This is a genomic window from Thermodesulfobacteriota bacterium (genome assembly GCA_030583865.1).
Lineage (GTDB): Bacteria > Desulfobacterota > GWC2-55-46 > GWC2-55-46 > GWC2-55-46 > UBA5799.
Genome location: CP129479.1, coordinates 2134451 through 2151002, shown reverse-complemented (window position 1 = coordinate 2151002; position 16552 = coordinate 2134451). Strand labels below are relative to the sequence as shown.

The window sequence follows — 16552 nt, the reverse complement described above, 5'->3', positions numbered from 1 at the left end:
TTCAAGCTAAAAAGGCAGCATTCTGAAGAAGCCCCTTGACGCCCTCAGGTAGAAAGTGTTCTCAGTCCTCTCGTTCCGGTCCTCCTCGTGTATCAGGAAACGGTGCTCGAGAAAGAAGTTCCAATGCCTGAGGCCGGTATTGAGGGCATTGGTAATGGAGGTTATCTCTATGAGCTCGTCGTTCCGCCAGGTGGACGACCTTTCGGCGGTCGCGTTCCATTCCGAGTTTCTTAATATGCGCCTCCTGTATGCGGCGGAGAGGTTCAGCGCCGTTATCGTTTCACTTTCCACGTAGTAATCGTTCTTCCTACGAGTAAGCCCGAGGCGCAGGACCAGGTCGCCTCCCATGAGGCTCCTCCTGTGCGTGAGGAGGTGTCCGGCCCCGAAGTTCGTGTTCGTTGTTTTTGACGTGCCGTTCACAGGGTCGGTGACCTTGAAGAAGTCGTAAGAGAAGCTCAGGGTGGTGTTCTTGAAATATGTTGAATTGGCGGTAAACTTGAACTGCTCCTCCTCCCTGTTTTCAAGCTCCACGAACTCATTGGTTTTCGAGACGGTCTCATAAAAGAGGCTCAGGTCCAGGTATTTGAAATAGCTCGAGTTTGCGTTCAGGTTGATGCGTTCCTCGTCCTTGGTGTCGATGAGTATCTGCGAGGTGTTCGTGAAATAAAAATAGTTAGTGGTGACAGTAGCGTATTTCAGCCACTCCCGGCTCGATGCGCTCAGTGAATACGAGAGGCCTTCGCTGAGAGTCTCGGACCCGTCGATAAAAAGATTGTAGCTGGCTGAGGCGTTGAATAGAACGAACCTGGTCAGGTCGATATTGCTGAGGGTAGCGGAGACGTTCTGGTCTAGGCCGGTGAGCTCCGTGCTCGTATTCAGCCGGTCCTCGTCCAGGGCGTTTTCCCTGTAGCCGAGCCCGTAAGAGGTGGAGAGGTCCGCCCAACCCAGGCCTTTACCGTAGGTGACCGAGGTCTGGGTAATGATGCTTTCCCTGATCCTGCCGTTTGTGAACTTGTCATAATTATAAGTGACCGTCTGCCCCAGCGAAACGTTCTGGCTGAGTATATAGCTCGCGCCGAGGTTCAGGTCCATGCTTGAGCTTTCGAGCGTCGATGTCGCTGATTCGGTTACCGACTCGCTGGTATAGAGGCTCATGTTCGTGCTCAGGTTGCTCGAAAACCTATAGTTGACCGCGCCGCTGTATGACTGCCCGTGGATATCTTGCGTTTCGTTCTCGGTCAGGTAATAGCTGTAGTTGTGGGACTGGCTGAATTCCCGTCCGGGCCTGGACCTCAGGTTGATGGTTATACCCTGGGTGGTCTCTTCGGATTCGTTATCGAAACGCGGGTCCTTGTGGTTCCTCGCATACCCGAACCTAAGTGTCGTGTCCCTTGATAGGATGGTCCGGTTTATGAAGTTGACGCCGGTTATGCTATCCGAGTTGTCGCCGGTCGTGTAGTTGTAATAGAAGTTGTTGTGCGTGCGCCCGAGTTGCTTTTGCATCTCGAGCCTGTAATGCGAGGCGGTCGAGGTGGCGCCGTTGTGGTCGGACTCGGTCTGCGAGGCCGTAAGAAGGGTCTTGGGGAGGTCGTCCCGCTTCAAGGCCCACCTGAGGGTGTATTTAGTGACGGTGTCTTCGGCCTCGGTCCCGGAGAATGAGGTCGTGTTCGTGGTCCGGTTTACCGAGAGGTCCAGCGGCATCGTCGACTTCGGGAGGAACGAGGTCTTGAGATAGTAATTCAAGGCGTCCCTTTTGCGGTCGGCGGTATAGGAATACGTGGAGTCGCTCGTTACGAACCGCACCCCGGCGTTGTACGTCATAAGGTAGCGCGAATAGATATTGCCCAGGGTGTCAAGCTTGTAGGTCTGCTTGAATGAATCGCTCTCCCTTGTGCGGTTCTCGTCCTCAGAGGTATGGTGCTTGAAATCGAACTGGACGCTCCCGTACAGGAGCCTGTATATATACGGGTCCCGCGGGTCGTCGCAGAGTCCGGCAGCCGGCAATAGAACGCCTGTCGTAGCCAGGAACAGGGTCAACCATATCGCCTTTTTGCCGCCAACAGACATCAAAAACAGTCCTTTCCATCAGTTCAGCCGTTATCGCGCCGGGGACCGGGCCCGCGGCAGGGGGAAACCGGCTACCCCTGCCAGGCGCACCTGAACCCCACGTCGTCAAACCGGCCCTGAGGTGGCGCGGCGTTCCTGAAAGCCGTCCTCACATAGACCTGCAGGCTGTAATGGCCCATGCCTCCCCACCCGCCGCCGCGCACTACCTTGAAGCGCTCGCCGTAATCCTTGTCGTTGAAATCGTTTCCCGGATATGGCTGGTACCAGTCGGCGGTCCATTCCTGGGCGTTCCCCGCCATGTCCATCACGCCGTACGGGCTGGCCCCGTCCTTTAAGGTGCCGACCGGCAGGGTGCCGTTGTACGCCCCAAGCGTGTTCACTTTCTTAAGGTCGAAATCGTCCCCCCAGGGGAACCGCCTTCCGTCCGTGCCGCGGGCGGCTTTTTCCCATTCGGCTTCCGTGGGGAGCCGTTTCCCTGTCCATCTGCAGAACTCGTCGGCTTCATTCCATGTGACCATGACTACCGGGTGGTCGTCGAGTCCGGCCGGATAGCTGCCTTCCATCCAGTGCGGCGGCGCGGGCCGTCCGGTGGCCGCCAGGAATTCCATGAACTGGCGGTTGGTCACCTCCGTGGCGTCGATGTGGAACTCCTTGAGCTTCTCCGTCCTTTCAGGCCATTCGTTGGCGTACCAGGGCCTCCTGTCGCCGTATTGTATCGATTTGGCGTCCTTGTCGACCTCGTTGCTTCCCATCGTGAACTTCCCCTTAGGGACGCGTATCATGCCCTCGGGAGGCGTGGCGGAAGAGCAGGCGGTCAAAACCGCGAGCGCGGAAACGAGCGCGAAGTTCCTCAATACAGTCCCGAGCATCAAAGGCCTCCTTGTGTGTAAACCCGGGCAGCCGCCGGCCTCCGGGGGTTTGTATCAGTGGATGAAAACAGCGCTGTCGGTGCTTGAAATTATCGACTCCCTGAACCGTTCCCTGGTCTTCAGGTCATGAAAATCGATAGGGTTGTGGTCGTCGGTGAAAAGAATGCCGCCTGTCTTTTCGAGCGGTATCTTCCTGGAATAAAGCCCCTTCAGGTCTTCAATGAACGGCGGGAACACGTCATCCGGCACGAACCCGCCGTCAATGTCCCTTTCCCCGTCGTAAGCGGCGAAAAGGAGATTGACGACCTGCGGAGTGTCGGAAAAATATCCCGCTGACGCGTATACGTCCACGTGCGAAAAGACGCGCTTGAGCGTGCCCTTAAGCATGGAAGGGACCTCGTGCGTTCCTGTCCGGCTCTCGCCGATGAAGTTTATAAGAAGTACCCCGCCGCTTGAGAGCCTTTTTTTCATGAGTTCGAACGCCTCGATGCTCACAAGGTGGCTTGGCGGAGTATCGCCTGAGAACGCGTCGAGGAAGATGACATCGTAGTCCTCTCCCGGGGACTTGAGGAAGTACCGCCCGTCCTGGATGAATATCCTGTGCTTTCCCGGGTCGAACGAGAAGTACTTCGAGGCCGTGTCTATGACAGTCCGGTCTATCTCGACAATATCCGTGGAGATGCCGTAGCGGCTGAACCTCTTGGGGAGTATGCCGCTCCCCAGACCTATAACGAGGGCCCGCTCTGAATCCGGCCGGTACGTTATCGCGAGCTGCTCGGCGTAATAGGTGTATTTCGATATTGGGAGGCCGGTCGTGACGTCGATTGCGCCCTGGATTATGTTCTCAAGGAGGAACTCCCTGTACCTGGTGTCTCCATAGGAGTAGTCCACGACCTTTATCTGCCCGTAGGGGCTGTCCTTGCTCATGACTACCGATACGCTGGTGCCGTCCGGCCTCGTAATCGAGGGGAGCTCGTCAGGGATGAAAAAAAAGACCGCGGGGAGGGCCATGAGGGCGACCGCAAGCGGCTTCCTCATGAAGACCGCCCAGTAAGCGGCGGAAATCCCGAAGAGGACGAAGGCGGACAGATAAATGATGTTGTTGACACCGAGGTTCGGGATGAGGATAAAGCCCGTAAGGACAGTACCCGTGACGCTCCCTAATGTGGAAACGGCATAGAGCCATCCGACGGTCCTTCCGACCCCCATGCCGTCGCGCATGTAAAGCTTGACCGTATACGGGCTTACCATGCCGAGGAGAAAGAGGGGCGGGCCGAAAAGGACGGCGGAGCTCGCCAGCGACCCGGCCCGGAGGCCCAGGTAGACGGCCTTTCCTATGACGACCCCCTTGATGAGGGGGATCGAGAGCACGAAGGCGCCGGCAAGCAGTATTATGGAGAAGAGGGCGCCGCAGCTTGCTCTCCTGTCAGCGAGCCTGCCGCCGAACCAGTATCCGATGGCCAGGGAGACGAGGGCCACGGTTATGAGCGAGGTCCATACGAAAAGGCTTACGCCGAACGGCGGGCCGATGATCCTCGAGCCGAGGAGCTCGATTACCATCACGATAGCGCCGCTTAGAAAAGCGGTGAAGACCAGGTACGCTCCTATTGCGGTCCCGCTCCGCTCAGCACCCCTCCATGCCCCGGCGCTATCTTGCGTCTTTTGCGCACCTGAAGCCAAAGTTGTTATTCCTCGTCAGAGTATGGAAAAATATCCTGTTGAAAACCGGGGCGCTGATGCCGCACTTGTAATAGGTGCAGTCGTACCAGGAGCCGCCTTTAAGGACCTTGTATATCTCGCCGTAGTTCTCGTCCTCGTGGGTATTCCCGGGATGGGGCTTGAACCAGCTGTCGGTCCATTCGAAGGCGTTGCCGGCCATGTCGTACACGCCATACGGGCTCTTGCCGTCCTCGAAGCTCCCGACAGGCAGCGTGTCCTCGTTCCCGTACTGGGGGGTGTTGCCCTTGTTCCTGTCGAACTTGTCGCCCCAGGGGAAGGTCCTGCCGTCGGTGCCCCTTGCGGCCTTCTCCCATTCCTGCTCGGTCGGGAGCCTTTTGCCCTCCCATTTGCAGAAGGCGTCGGCGTCGGCCCAGCTCACGTACACCACCGGGTGGTCTTCCTTGCCGTCGGGTATGCGGCCGTCTTTCCAGTGGTCAGGATGGGAGCGGCCGGTCGCGTCCACAAACCGCTTGAACCGCTTGTTGGTGACTTCGTACCTGTCGATATAGAACGAGTCCAGCCTGACCTTGTGCTCGGGCTGGCTCTTGGGCCACCAGTCGTCAGAGCCCATCGTGAACTCGCCGGCAGGCACCAGGACCATGCCCTCGGGGGCCGCCGAGGGGCCTTTTGCGGGGGATTTCTTCCTCTCCTCCGCCTTTGCCGCGGCCCTGGCGTACTTGTCCGCCTCTTCCGCGCCGTGTGGCGACCCGTACCTCTCGTTAATATCGAGATAGCTTTCGCTCAGGCCCGGCCCGTGGCACTCGGCGCAGGTGTCGTCCCTCGTGTAGTCGATCGAGTACCGCCGGTCCGGGGTATGGCATTTGGTGCAGTCAGGCTCGCCGGTGACCGGGTCGTAGTCGCCGGACTGCCCGGCGAGCCCGTTTACTCCTGCGGCTGCCGACGCCAGGAATAGCGCCGCTATGATGCCCTTGGAGCTATTTCTCATCAGCGCCCTCCGTGGCGGCGGGCAGGCCCTCTGCCTCCAGGGCCTTGAGGCCCTCTTTTTCGAGGTGCCTGATATATGCGAGCACGTTCCATCGCTCCTCGTCGGTCAAAATCTCCTGCCACCTCGGCATGGACATGGCCTCTCCGCCGATGTCCTTGTGTATGCCTTCCGTTATGGAGTCGAACATCTCCAGGTCGGTCTTGGCCATTCTCTTCCTGTCCTCGACGAAGTTAGCGGGGTGTGGTGTTAGCGCTATCCCGACCGGGCCGTCTCCGTACCCCTTGCGGCCGTGGCAGAAGTGGCAATACCTGAAGTAGACCTCCTCGCCCTGGGCGAGATCAGTCCTCGCCGGCTTTTTGGGGCCGTTGCCGGGCGCGGAGCTCCCTCCTGAGCAGCCGATTGCCAGCGCGGCGATAACAGCCAGCGCAGCCGCGGCAAAAACCGCGCCGGCCCGTGGTTTCCTGTTTACAGGATCGCTCATGCGTCTCGTTCCTTCGATGCTGATGTTAAATGAAGGCGATTAGGGCTTCGATTGCGAACCGTATGGACTGGACGCGAGCCCAACCGAAGCTCTTGGTCTTGATTTGGTCCCCGGCAATGGACTTGGCCGCCAGACCGGGGACCCGGGGCTACTCTTTCAGGGATTCGAGCACGTACTCGATCTTCGCGGCGTCCATCATGCCTTTCATCCAGTCGCTCCAGTATTTCCTGTGCTCTTTCTGCCTGAGGTCGAAATTCAGCTTCTCGATGTCGAGCTCCTCGAATTTCTTCTGGACCGGTGGCTTGCGGCCCTCGACCTTTATCAGGTGATAGCCGTGTATGGTCATCACGGGCCCGAGCATCTTGCCCACTTCCGCGGTTTCCACCGCCTCCTCGATCTCCTCGAATATGCTGCCCACGTGGGCCCAGCCCATGTCCCCGCCGGTTTTGGCGTAAGGGTCCTCGGAGAACTCTTCCGCCAGCTTGGCAAAGTCCTTGCCCGATTTCGCCTGTTTCAGTATCTCCTCGGCCTTCCTCTTGGACTCGTTCCAGACGACGGCGCCGCCGCCCGGGTCGGCCTTGACGAGGATGGACCTTAAATGCAGCTTCTCGGGCTCCATGAACTTTTCCTTGTTCTTGTTGTAGTAGTCCCTCATGAACTCCTCTGTAACCGCCTCAAAAGCCTTCTTCTCGAACTCGTCCCTCTTCTCAGCCGAAATCTTGGTGACCACGCGCTCCTTCTTCAGCATTTCGCGCAGGTCGTTCACGGTCATGTTGCTCCTTTTAAGCACCTTTTCGAAGCTGTCCCCCTTGGGCACGTTCTTCTTGACGTCGCTTACAGCCTTGTCAAGTTCCTTTTTTTCGACCTTGTCCAGCTTGTTCTTTTTCGCGAAATCGTAGATGAGCTCCGTCTCTATCAGGGTATTGAGCGCTTTTTTCTGTATCTTGATATAACGCTCGTCAGAGACAGAACTATGATATGTCATGAAGGGGAGCAGCTTGTTCATGGTCCCTTCGAGCTGCCCCTTGGTGATGGTTACTCCGTTCACCTTGGCTACCGCGTCAGTAGGGCCGAGCAGTTGATAGTTCTGTTCTGCTCCGGCCGGCGAGAAGGCGATAAGCACGGCGGAGACTGAGGCCAATAAAGAACCCAGGAATGGACGCATCATATGAGAACCTCCGTTTTTATGGGCTGCATTATAATACAAAGCTCGGGAATATAAAACATTTTTCAGGCGTTCCGCCGTATTTTCCCCGGGGTGCCTCCTTAAGCCGCGGACCTTAGGAAACGAAAAAAGCCGACGCGATATCCTACCGATTGGCATGGTATGGTTCAGGGCCATCTTAGCCTTTTTTGCTTAAAACATGGGTTATCGGGTTATTAAAAATTTTTAATAAGGCGACCTGAATGTGAATAAACGCATGCTGATCCGTCAATTTGCTCGGCTTTTTATTCCCGAGTCCCGGAAAGCCGGAAAAATGGCATTTTTTGGGGTTGCACAATGGAGGTCTGCGCCGCTACGCGGATTTAGGACAGTCATGGCCGGAATCCTGACGGCTCGGTTGCACAAGGCGTTATCGAGCTGGTATCCCTCTGCGCCTGCACTCACGTGCTTGCAGGCAAGGATTTGGTTGATTCAAGGACAGGGCGGGAAAAGGCGGAATAAAAAAGAAGGGCCGGCATATAGCCGGCCCTTCTTCAACTCTCAACCGAGCGCCCTTTCAGGCGCGGGCTGTTTTACTTCTCGTGGCAGGTCTTGCAAACGCCGGAACCCGTGTTTCCACCGACCCTTCTGAGGAACATACCGTCGGTGCAGGTTTCGCCGCTGTTGCCGCACCAGTTGGACCAGCTGTTGCCGGTGTGCTCATAGCCGTCGAGGTAGGTGTGCTTGACCTCATCCCAGCTGGTGTTCTTGAAGTGCGGGTCGTGGCAGCTGACGCACTCGACCTTGTCGTTCCTGAGGAGGTCGGCGATGGTCGCGGTGTCGGACACGAAACCGCCTACGGCCCAGCGGTTCTGGGTGAGGTTGCCGCCGGCCTGGACAGCGCTGTGAGCGGTCGACCATACGTCAGAGGCGAGGTCGATCGAGGCTATGTCCGTGGTGGTGGCCCTGAGGCTCGCCCTGCCGCCATCGACATGGTCCGCGCCGTAGTAGGTTACGGAGACCGGGTGGTCGTTGCTGAGGTCAGTGCCGATGTTGAGCCTGCCGATCTGGCTGACAGCGAAGGTCGTGGTGGTGCCGCCGTGGCAGCCGTAGGTACAGCCGAGTGTGTCGCGGCCGTTGCCGGGGGCCCTGTAGCTGCCTACGCTCAGAACACCCATCTGGAAGGTCCAACCCTGGTCGCCGGTGTTGAGACCCTTGCCGGGCGCGTTCACGAGGTTGTCGAAGGTCGTTACGCCGTCGTGGCAGCTAAGACAGGCCAGTGTCGCGCCGCCCACCTGGGTGATCGTGGTGCCTGCAGCAGTCGTGCCGTAGGGGGTGTAAGGCGTTGCGGACTGGTTGGTCCTGTTCCAAAGGGGAGCTGCTTCGCCAGCCGCGAACCCGGTCGTGTTGGAATGGTGAGGGGTGTGACAGAACACGCATATTTCGGTGGTGTTCTGGGTCGCTATCGGACCGCCCAAGGCTCCCAGGTTGTGCCTGGATTTACCGATGCCGTTCGCGGCGGAGCCGGCCTGGAATTCAGTTGAGAAGTCGGTCGCGCTTACGACGCTTCCGGTACAGACGGCGGCTGTGAAGACGGCGGCTGTAAGGAGCGCTTTTCTGAGAGTGAACCTTTTCATAATCCTACTCCTTTGATTTGTTTTTTCGTTGTTTTGAAGATCGTCCGTGACGGCCAAAAAAAAGGCCGTCAATACTGTCCGCCGTCATCGGCAGTATTGCGGCATCGTCGCCGGCAAAACTTTTGAAGGCCCACCGTGAGCCCTCGAGTCTACTTAGGTTAGCTCCATTATACCTCGAAATTAAAAGCTGTCAAGGGAAAATTAATCTGAATTTAATCCGGGGATATGCCTGGCAGTGGGCCGGGTTTTTTCTTTATAAGTCAATATGTTCCAAAAAAAGGCCGCCCCGGGAGGGGCGGCCTTTGAGGGGCTGGGGCTTTTATTTTTTCTTTACCTGGGCGGCCTGGGCCCTTGCCTTTGATTTCTCGCCAAGGAACTCGTATACGTTTACCCTCGAGTTCCATGAGTCGACTACATATATATGGTCCTCGTTGTCGATGGCTATGCCGGCAGGGAGTATCATCGCGCCCCTTCCGCTGCCGTATCCCGAGAAGCCGAGGAGTATCCGTCCCTCAGCATTGAATATCTGGACGTTATTGAAGGCCGCATCCACCACATACAGGTGCCCCTCGCTGTCGAGCGCGACACCCCTCGGCCGCGCGAACATGCCGGGCGAGTCCCCGAACTGGCCGAACGCCCTGATGAACTTGCCTTCCGAATCGAATATCTGCATCCTGCCGTTCATGGTGTCGACGACGTAAATATTGCCGGTTGCGTCCACGGCTATGTGGGACGGAAAGTTGAATTCGCCTTCCTCCTTGCCCCTTTTCCCGATGGTGTTTATTTGCTTGAGCGTTTCGAGGTCGAAGACCCTCACGTCGTGCGTATGCGTGTCGATTACATAAAGCTTTTTGTTTTTATTGTCGACCGCCAGCCCAGTGGGCTGCTGGAATGGGACCTCGGGCTTTAATATCGCGATGACCTTCCCGTCCGGGGCGATGACGGTCACGGTGTCGACCTGGGAGTCTGAGACGAATATCCTGTCGGAGTCGTCGGTCACCACGCTTATGGGCTTGTAGAATATTTTTACGCCCATGCCGCTCAAGGTGAACACCTTCGAGTTTTTTGCATCGAAGACGAAGATGTCGGATTTGGCCGTGTCGGTCACGAAGACCTTTCCGTGCCTGTCCACGTGCACACCCATGGGCTTGCTGAGGTTCGTCCCGGAGGTCTCGCCTAGGAACAGGCTGGCAGCGACCCCGCTTTTGGAGAAGTCGGCGGTGCCCCTGTGGGCCCTTACGTATTTAATGCGGGGCTGGTCAGGCGGTTCGGGCCAGAAGAGGTCGCCGTGAGGGTTTGTCTGCGCGCACCCGTAGAGTATCATTGCGCCGGCCAAAACGAAAAGAAGCTTCCTTGCGAATCTGCTCATTTTGCCTTCCTCGTTCCTTTTCAAATGATAATGATTATGGGTTGCCATAGCCTGTAGCCGAAAGGACCACGGCGGTTTTTATAAGATACCTGGTGTTCTGGTATTTTGCGAATGCCGCTCCCGCCAGGGGATATATTACACAGCTGAATCCGGCGAGTCAAGCTGTTTGGACCTCTTCGCCGCTCGAGGATTCAGGGTTTTGTCACCTCCACCGTTCCCTTTCAAGGGATTCGCCCTTCTTAACTATATGGCATCTTACGCAGTTGTCCCTGGGCCAGAAGGTGAAGGCGACCTTGCCGTGGCACCTCCCGCACCACTGGCCCTGGAATATCTCGTCCATCGTTATCGGGTTTGCGCCGACCTCGGGGATGAATATCTTGGGATGGCAGTTGTTGCAGCTCAGCCAGTAAGTATGAATGGAGTGCGGGAACAGGACGTTGAACATGAGGGGGACCTTCGCCTCGATAAAGACGTTCAGGTCAAGTATCGGTTCCTCCTCTGCCCCCGGGTCGATGGAGCCCCTGGGGTTTATATATCCTCCCATGACCGCGGCGGTCCAGTTGACCTCGCCCGAGGGGTCCTTCGGCAGCGCGTCAAGCGCCTGTATATCGGTTGTCCCCTTTCGGATCACCGCCCTGGTAGCGAGCTCTTTATAGAATTTCTCGTAATAATCCGTCTCAGACTCGCGGGTTGCCTTGGCGCTGGCGGTTTTTTGCGCCCTGGGGTCGATTAAAGTGTCGAGGGTTTCACCGCAGCCAACGGCGGCGAGGGCCATTAAAAGAATGGAGAAGATGGCGAAGAGGCGCTTTTTCAATGGGAGAGGTTTCAATTGCAGGCCTTCTAACTAACAGGATGTTGAAAAAGTCCTTCCTGGACTTTTTCAACCACGGTTTGTCCGAATTGAATTCGGCCAAACCTCACAAATTGCTCGACTTTCCAAGCCTCGCAATTTGGCAATCCATCCATGGATTGCATTGGCAGCGTGTTTTTCAACACCCTGCCAACGGACAGGTTGCGATTTTTACATTTTCCCGTCCATATACTTTGTACCAGACGCGAGTGGATTTTGTCAAGCATTATGGCGCGCATATCTTGAATATATTTGACAATTCCCGTACAAAGATATACTTTAGGACGCATGAAAAGAAAGGCCATATGGTCCATTGGCGGGGGAAAGGGCGGCATAGGCAAGAGCGTCATGACCGCCAACATAGGATGCGCTCTCGCCGGTATGGGAAAGAAGGTGGTCCTCGTTGACGCGGACCTCGGAGGGGCCAACCTACACACCTATTTCGGTATAAAATACCCTCCGACCGGCCTTGACGACTTCCTGAAGGGCCGGATAGCCGAGCTCGACCAGGCCATGATAGGGACGGCGCTCCCCGGCCTCAGCCTCATATGCGGCGCGGGCGAGTTCCTCGGCATCGCCAACCCGGCCCATGCCAAAAAGCAGAAGCTCATGAACGGCATAAGGAAGCTCGCCGCGGATTACATAATCGTCGACCTCGGCGCGGGTTCTTCCTTCAACACCCTTGATTTCTTCTCGCTCTCAAGCCAGGGGATTGTGGTCCTTGCGCCCGAGCCGGCCGCCATACAGAACGCCTACATATTCCTGAAGAGCTTCGTGTACAGGAGGCTTCAGAGGCTCTTCTCGGGAAACCAGAGGCTCATTGAAATAATACAGGACGCGACGGACCCGAGGAGCCGGGGCGCGGTCAAGTCCTTCCCGGACCTTTGCGAAAGGATAGCGGCCGAGGACAGGGACGCGGCGTCCCGCGCCGTTACGGAGGTCAAGGGCTTCAGGCCCAGGCTCCTCCTGAACATGGCGTCTTCCGCGGAAGACGTCAGGGTGGCCGAGGCCTTCAAGGGCGCGGCCGCTACATTTCTCGGCCTTGAGACCGACTTTATCGGCGCCGTCATGTCAAGGCGCATCATTAAAGACGCGGCGCGGAAGATGAGGCCCTTTATGCTGGAGGAATCGGCTGTGGACGCTAACGAAGACATGAAAAGGATAATACGGAACCTCCTTGGATCCGAAGAGCTTGTGAAAGAAGAGCCTGAGGCAAATGGTCAGGAAGGCCGCCCGGAAAAAGGCCCTGAGCCCGCGACTCCCGCGGTCCCGGCGGCCCAAGCTGGTGTGCCTGCCGGAGATGAGGTCTTCGGCTTCAACGAGAACATAAGCCATGAAGGGGCCGTCTTCCACGTGCAGACGGAGGCCCAGGGCGGCGCCGACGCATTCATCGAGACCATCATCTACAACGGCGGCAGGATATTCTTCTCGAAAAGGACCCGCTGGAAGGAAGCGGCCCCGGAAGCGGCCCGGGCAGGCTTCAAGGAGTTCGCCGCAAGGCAGCACAGGGCAGCGGTGGCGGCAATAAAAGCGAACAGGATAACGATAAAGACATGAGCTCGGGCAGGGTATTTATCACTGGAGACCTTGAAGCCTTTCATCCAGCGTTCAACGACCTCGTCGCTGAATGCGGCTTCCCGGTCTTTGTCGGGGGCCGGGGCGTTGCCCCCGAAGCCGACGACCTGCCTGTCGTGGGCGTTTCCGGCGCGGAGGGGCTTAAGGCTGCGGACTTCGAGACCCCGAGGCCCTTTCTCGTCTATACAGGACTCGTTATGCCCGAGGCCGAGATGCAGAAGCTCAAGGAGGCCGGCCTTCTCGGGGTCATTTTTGAGGAGACTCCGCCCGAGGACCTTGCGTTCCTCCTTAAGAAGGCCTTCTTCTATGAAAAGATGCTGCGCCGTAACCCGAGGGCCCCGGTAAACATACCTGTTGCGCTCTCATTCGGCCCGAGGGAGGTAAGCTCCTTTGCGACTCTCCTGAGCAGGGACGGCATATTCGTCGTGAGCCTCAATCCGCCGCCTGTGAACTCGACCTGCACGCTGCGTTTCAACCTTCCCGGCACACAAAAAGAGCTTGCGACCGGGGCCAGGGTCCTTTACCAGATTAGCGTGAACAGGGACTTGAATATCATATCGAGCCCCGGGGACCCTTTCAAAAGGCTCGTGTCTCATCCGGGCATGGCGCTTCTCTTCACGGACATGCCCGAAAAGGACAGGAACCTTATAGAGAGTTACATAGAGACGGTTTTTTAGCTCAGGCGCGCTTCCGTTCCTCTTTGCTCGATGTCCTGAGTATCTCCGCCACCTCGCTGTCCTCTACCTGGCTGAAATCCACGTATAGCTGGCTTACCGCGAAGAAGAGGTCGGGTATGTGCGGGCATACGACCTCCGAGACCTCTTCCATCTCGCGTATGCGCTCAACCGTGTCCGCGGGCCCGCCGGGCACGGCGGCTATTATCTTTTTTGCGCCCGAGGCGTGCGCGGCCTGTATGGCTGAGATCATGGTGGAGCCGGTGGCGAGACCGTCGTCGACTATGACGACGGTCCTCCCCTTCAGCGGCACCTTCCCCTTTACGGCCCTGTATAGGTTAAGGCGCTCCCTCATGGTGCGGAGCCTCGATTTTGTCTCCTCTTCGATATAGCTGTCCTTGACGTGCAATCCCCGTATCGCGAGGCGGTTAAGGTACACATGCCCGTCCTCTGATACCGCCCCGATGGCGAGCTCCGGGTTGTACTGGGCCCTGAGCTTTCCCGCGAGTATGACGTCGAGCTCGGCCCCGAGTGCCCTTGCCAGCTCCGCGGCCACAACAACCCCGCCCCTCGGGAGCCCCACGATCACCGGCGCTTCGCCAGCGTACCTCTTCAGGCTCTCCGCAAGGGCGCGTCCGGCATCCACCCTGTCCTGGTAAGGGGCAGGCCTGTCCATTCGATTGCCTCCTGCCTAAATCTTATCTTTTAATGAACCCTTGTCAAGAGAGGGAAAGGCTTGCGTCCATCCTATTCCGTTTCAGCTGAGGGAATATGCTTTTGATTTGCCAGGCCTATCCATTTGACTGCCGCGTCCGCGACCGCTATCACGGCGAGCACGGCCATCACGGCTACGAGCACGGAATCGAGGCGGAAGGTAAAGGCCTGAGAGGGGTCTGCCGCCGCAGCTGCCTTGGCTGAGAAGATCCAGAAGAGCTTCCAGGCGGCAACGAGGGTCATTACCACCATGAAGGCCATCGGGACAAGCGTTACCCATGCGTACCTGGCATTGCCCATCCTGATGAGTATGGTAGTCCCGACCGATAGCGCTATGGCGGCAAGGAGCTGGTTGGCCACGCCGAACATGGGCCAGATTGTGGCCACGCTCCCCGAGCTTATGAGGTAGCCCCATGCCGCTACCACAAGCGCCGTGAGGACTATGATGGCGGGCATGGAGCCCGTCCTACCCAGGGGCTTATAGAAAGTAGCGCCGAACTCCTGGAGTATGAACCGCGCCACCCTTGTTCCGCCGTCTATGGTGGTGAGTATGAAAAGCGCCTCGAACATGAGCGCGAAGTTGTACCAGTACGGCATGAGCCCTGTCATGCCGGGGAGGGCGCTGAAGATGTATGCCATGCCTACGGCGAGCGAGACCGCGCCGCCGGGCCTTCCGGCAACATCGGTGCCCACGGTTGCGGAGAGCTCTTTTATCTTTTCAGGGGCAAAGCCCATTGCCGAGAGCGCGTCAAATGAGAGGGTGGTGTTTATGGCGAAGTAGTCGCCCGGGATGAGGACTGACGCGGCTATGAGGGCGATGACCGCGACGAACCCCTCCGCGAGCATGGCGCCGAATCCGATGGGCTTTATGTCACGCTCCCTTATTATCATCTTGGGCGTCGTGCCCGATGCTATGAGCGAATGGAAGCCGGAGATGGCCCCGCACGCTATTGTTATGAACATGAACGGGAAGACGGTGCCCGGGATTATGGGCCCGCCGCCGTCGATGAAGCGCGTCACAGCCGGCATCTGTATCTCGGGCGCAAGGAATATGACCCCTGCGGCGAGTAATACGACAGTCCCTATCTTCATGAAGGTGGAGAGGTAGTCCCTTGGCGCAAGGAGGAGCCAGATGGGCAGCACCGACGCGAAAAAGCCGTACACGGCGATTGACCAGATGAGGAACTCCCTGTCCCTGTCGAATATGGGCTCAAGAAAAGTGCCCTGGATATAGCTGCCGCCGATGACTGCGGCTATGAGAAGGGCTATCCCGATGACGCTCACTTCCCCGACCCTTCCGGGCCGGAGCTTCTGCAGGTATATGCCCATGAAAAGGGCTATGGGGATTGTGGCGGCTATGGTGAAGGTGCCCCAGGGGCTTTTGAATAGGGCGTTCACGACCGCGAGCCCGAGCCCGGCAAGGGCGACTATTATGATGAAGAGGACGGCAAGCGCCGCCGTGAAGCCAGCGACCGGCCCTATCTCCTTCCTTGCTATCTCGGCAAGGGAGCAGCCGTTCCTCCTGACCGAAGCGAATAGTATGACCATGTCGTGTACCGCGCCGCCGAAGACCGCTCCCACGAGTATCCAGAGAAAGCCCGGCAGATAGCCGAACTGGGCGGCAAGCACAGGGCCTATGAGGGGGCCTGCCCCGGCGATGGAGGCGAAGTGGTGGCCGAAGAGGACAAGCGGATGCGTGGGGTGAAAGTCAGACCCGTCGTTCAGGCGAATTGCCGGGGTGGTCCTCCTGTCGTCAAGGGCCAGGACCTTCGCGGCTATGAAGGCCCCGTAAAGGCGGTATGCGATTATGAAGAAGCACGCGGCGGCAATGACGAGCCAGAGGGCGTTTACGCTCTCAGAGGGGTTTACGATGCGGGTTGCCACGCCAAAGGAAATCGCGAAGAGGAGAGCAAGGACGGCTATCACAATGCCTGAAAGCTTCATGGAGCGTATGCCTTTAGGGAGAGTCGCAGGTGGGGTATTTTAAGGCAGGCGGCATGGAGGTGTCAAGGGAGCATGGGTTTTCTCAAATTGATTTTAATGTAAGTTCCTTTTTAGTTTAAGGTTATTACTCTTTCTTCCATCTTTTACTTCAAGAAGTCCGGTGTTCTGCAAATCGAATAAGGCCTGATGTAACCTTCTGAGATATTTTTACCTGAGAACCGCAAAATTAGATCTGTTTTAACATGTCCTTTTCCTATCCTTTTCAGGGCCTCAAACTTATAGGTAGTTTTAAAATTCTTTTCCGAAGGCTGTTCAATTTTGATATCTACTAGACGACCCCAGTATAAAAGTTTCGAGGTCGATTCTGCGGCGGCGAAAATTATCGGAAGAATTTGGTTTTCTTCCTTTGATTCTTGCAGTAGTTCGAAACCCGACTTCCAGTTTGTTTCTTCCTTAAATACGCCTTTTCCGGCTTTCTCATAGGCAGCGTGCAGCTTTTCGGAATGAAGAATTGTGTACACACAATAAGGCGAAAGAACCAAATCACTCATAAGCTCCTCCTC

Annotated in this window: 14 protein-coding genes; 2 read left to right on the top strand and 12 right to left on the bottom strand. The window is 57.2% G+C overall.

Features of this window, described 5'->3' with window-relative positions:
- Positions 1 to 6: 6 nt before the first annotated feature.
- The 9 genes from QY316_10240 to QY316_10200 all read right to left on the bottom strand — a co-directional run bounded on the left by QY316_10240 (position 7) and on the right by QY316_10200 (position 11061).
- A complete protein-coding gene (locus QY316_10240; protein WKZ32282.1) occupies positions 7 to 2067 on the bottom strand; it encodes a hypothetical protein in 2061 nt (686 codons plus the stop codon).
- Between the two features lie 71 nt (positions 2068 to 2138).
- Entirely contained in the window at positions 2139 to 2936 is a 798-nt protein-coding gene (locus QY316_10235) for an SUMF1/EgtB/PvdO family nonheme iron enzyme (protein ID WKZ32281.1), read from the bottom strand.
- Between the two features lie 54 nt (positions 2937 to 2990).
- Positions 2991 to 4616, bottom strand: a complete 1626-nt coding sequence (locus QY316_10230) for a fused MFS/spermidine synthase (GenBank protein WKZ32280.1) — start codon at positions 4614 to 4616, stop codon at positions 2991 to 2993.
- Positions 4585 to 5601 (bottom strand): formylglycine-generating enzyme family protein, encoded by a 1017-nt coding sequence (locus QY316_10225; protein ID WKZ32279.1) that lies wholly within the window; start codon positions 5599 to 5601, stop codon positions 4585 to 4587. Before QY316_10225 ends, QY316_10230 begins: the two co-directional genes overlap by 32 nt.
- Positions 5591 to 6082, bottom strand: a complete 492-nt coding sequence (locus tag QY316_10220) for a cytochrome c (GenBank protein ID WKZ32278.1) — start codon at positions 6080 to 6082, stop codon at positions 5591 to 5593. The genes QY316_10225 and QY316_10220 overlap by 11 nt, the downstream gene beginning before the upstream one ends.
- A gap of 148 nt (positions 6083 to 6230) precedes the next feature.
- On the bottom strand, positions 6231 to 7250 hold the full coding sequence (locus tag QY316_10215; GenBank protein WKZ32277.1) for a peptidylprolyl isomerase: 1020 nt from the start codon (positions 7248 to 7250) through the stop codon (positions 6231 to 6233).
- A gap of 569 nt (positions 7251 to 7819) precedes the next feature.
- The gene (locus QY316_10210) at positions 7820 to 8863 is read right to left on the bottom strand and encodes a hypothetical protein (GenBank protein WKZ32276.1); all 1044 of its coding nucleotides are present in this window, start codon (positions 8861 to 8863) and stop codon (positions 7820 to 7822) included.
- A gap of 319 nt (positions 8864 to 9182) precedes the next feature.
- Positions 9183 to 10232, bottom strand: a complete 1050-nt coding sequence (locus tag QY316_10205) for a 6-bladed beta-propeller (protein WKZ32275.1) — start codon at positions 10230 to 10232, stop codon at positions 9183 to 9185.
- 202 nt (positions 10233 to 10434) lie between these two features.
- Positions 10435 to 11061, bottom strand: a complete 627-nt coding sequence (locus tag QY316_10200; protein WKZ32274.1) for a cytochrome c3 family protein — start codon at positions 11059 to 11061, stop codon at positions 10435 to 10437.
- A 309-nt stretch (positions 11062 to 11370) separates the two neighbouring features.
- Here QY316_10200 and QY316_10195 point away from each other — a divergent pair, with 309 nt between their 5' ends.
- Positions 11371 to 12639, top strand: a complete 1269-nt coding sequence (locus QY316_10195; protein ID WKZ32273.1) for a P-loop NTPase — start codon at positions 11371 to 11373, stop codon at positions 12637 to 12639.
- The gene (locus tag QY316_10190; protein ID WKZ32272.1) at positions 12636 to 13334 is read left to right on the top strand and encodes a PilZ domain-containing protein; all 699 of its coding nucleotides are present in this window, start codon (positions 12636 to 12638) and stop codon (positions 13332 to 13334) included. The genes QY316_10195 and QY316_10190 overlap by 4 nt, the downstream gene beginning before the upstream one ends.
- 1 nt (position 13335) lies before the next feature.
- Here QY316_10190 and QY316_10185 read toward each other — a convergent pair whose 3' ends face one another.
- From QY316_10185 to QY316_10175, 3 genes are all read right to left on the bottom strand, one after another.
- Positions 13336 to 14007 (bottom strand): phosphoribosyltransferase family protein, encoded by a 672-nt coding sequence (locus QY316_10185; protein ID WKZ32271.1) that lies wholly within the window; start codon positions 14005 to 14007, stop codon positions 13336 to 13338.
- 71 nt (positions 14008 to 14078) lie between these two features.
- A complete protein-coding gene (locus tag QY316_10180; protein ID WKZ32270.1) occupies positions 14079 to 15989 on the bottom strand; it encodes a carbon starvation CstA family protein in 1911 nt (636 codons plus the stop codon).
- Between the two features lie 143 nt (positions 15990 to 16132).
- Positions 16133 to 16540, bottom strand: coding sequence for a hypothetical protein (locus QY316_10175; protein ID WKZ32269.1), 408 nt, complete (start codon positions 16538 to 16540; stop codon positions 16133 to 16135).
- Between the last annotated feature and the right edge of the window lie 12 nt (positions 16541 to 16552).

Bases quoted from the DNA above. Each gene is read 5' to 3' on its own strand.
- QY316_10240 (WKZ32282.1), bottom strand. From the start codon at position 2,067: ATGTCTGTTGGCGGCAAAAAGGCGATATGGTTGACCCTGTTCCTGGCT.
- QY316_10235 (WKZ32281.1), bottom strand. From the start codon at position 2,936: ATGCTCGGGACTGTATTGAGGAACTTCGCGCTCGTTTCCGCGCTCGCG.
- QY316_10225 (WKZ32279.1), bottom strand. From the start codon at position 5,601: ATGAGAAATAGCTCCAAGGGCATCATAGCGGCGCTATTCCTGGCGTCG.
- QY316_10220 (WKZ32278.1), bottom strand. From the start codon at position 6,082: ATGAGCGATCCTGTAAACAGGAAACCACGGGCCGGCGCGGTTTTTGCC.
- QY316_10215 (WKZ32277.1), bottom strand. From the start codon at position 7,250: ATGATGCGTCCATTCCTGGGTTCTTTATTGGCCTCAGTCTCCGCCGTG.
- QY316_10210 (WKZ32276.1), bottom strand. From the start codon at position 8,863: ATGAAAAGGTTCACTCTCAGAAAAGCGCTCCTTACAGCCGCCGTCTTC.
- QY316_10205 (WKZ32275.1), bottom strand. From the start codon at position 10,232: ATGAGCAGATTCGCAAGGAAGCTTCTTTTCGTTTTGGCCGGCGCAATG.
- QY316_10195 (WKZ32273.1), top strand. From the start codon at position 11,371: ATGAAAAGAAAGGCCATATGGTCCATTGGCGGGGGAAAGGGCGGCATA.
- QY316_10190 (WKZ32272.1), top strand. From the start codon at position 12,636: ATGAGCTCGGGCAGGGTATTTATCACTGGAGACCTTGAAGCCTTTCAT.
- QY316_10185 (WKZ32271.1), bottom strand. From the start codon at position 14,007: ATGGACAGGCCTGCCCCTTACCAGGACAGGGTGGATGCCGGACGCGCC.
- QY316_10180 (WKZ32270.1), bottom strand. From the start codon at position 15,989: ATGAAGCTTTCAGGCATTGTGATAGCCGTCCTTGCTCTCCTCTTCGCG.
- QY316_10175 (WKZ32269.1), bottom strand. From the start codon at position 16,540: ATGAGTGATTTGGTTCTTTCGCCTTATTGTGTGTACACAATTCTTCAT.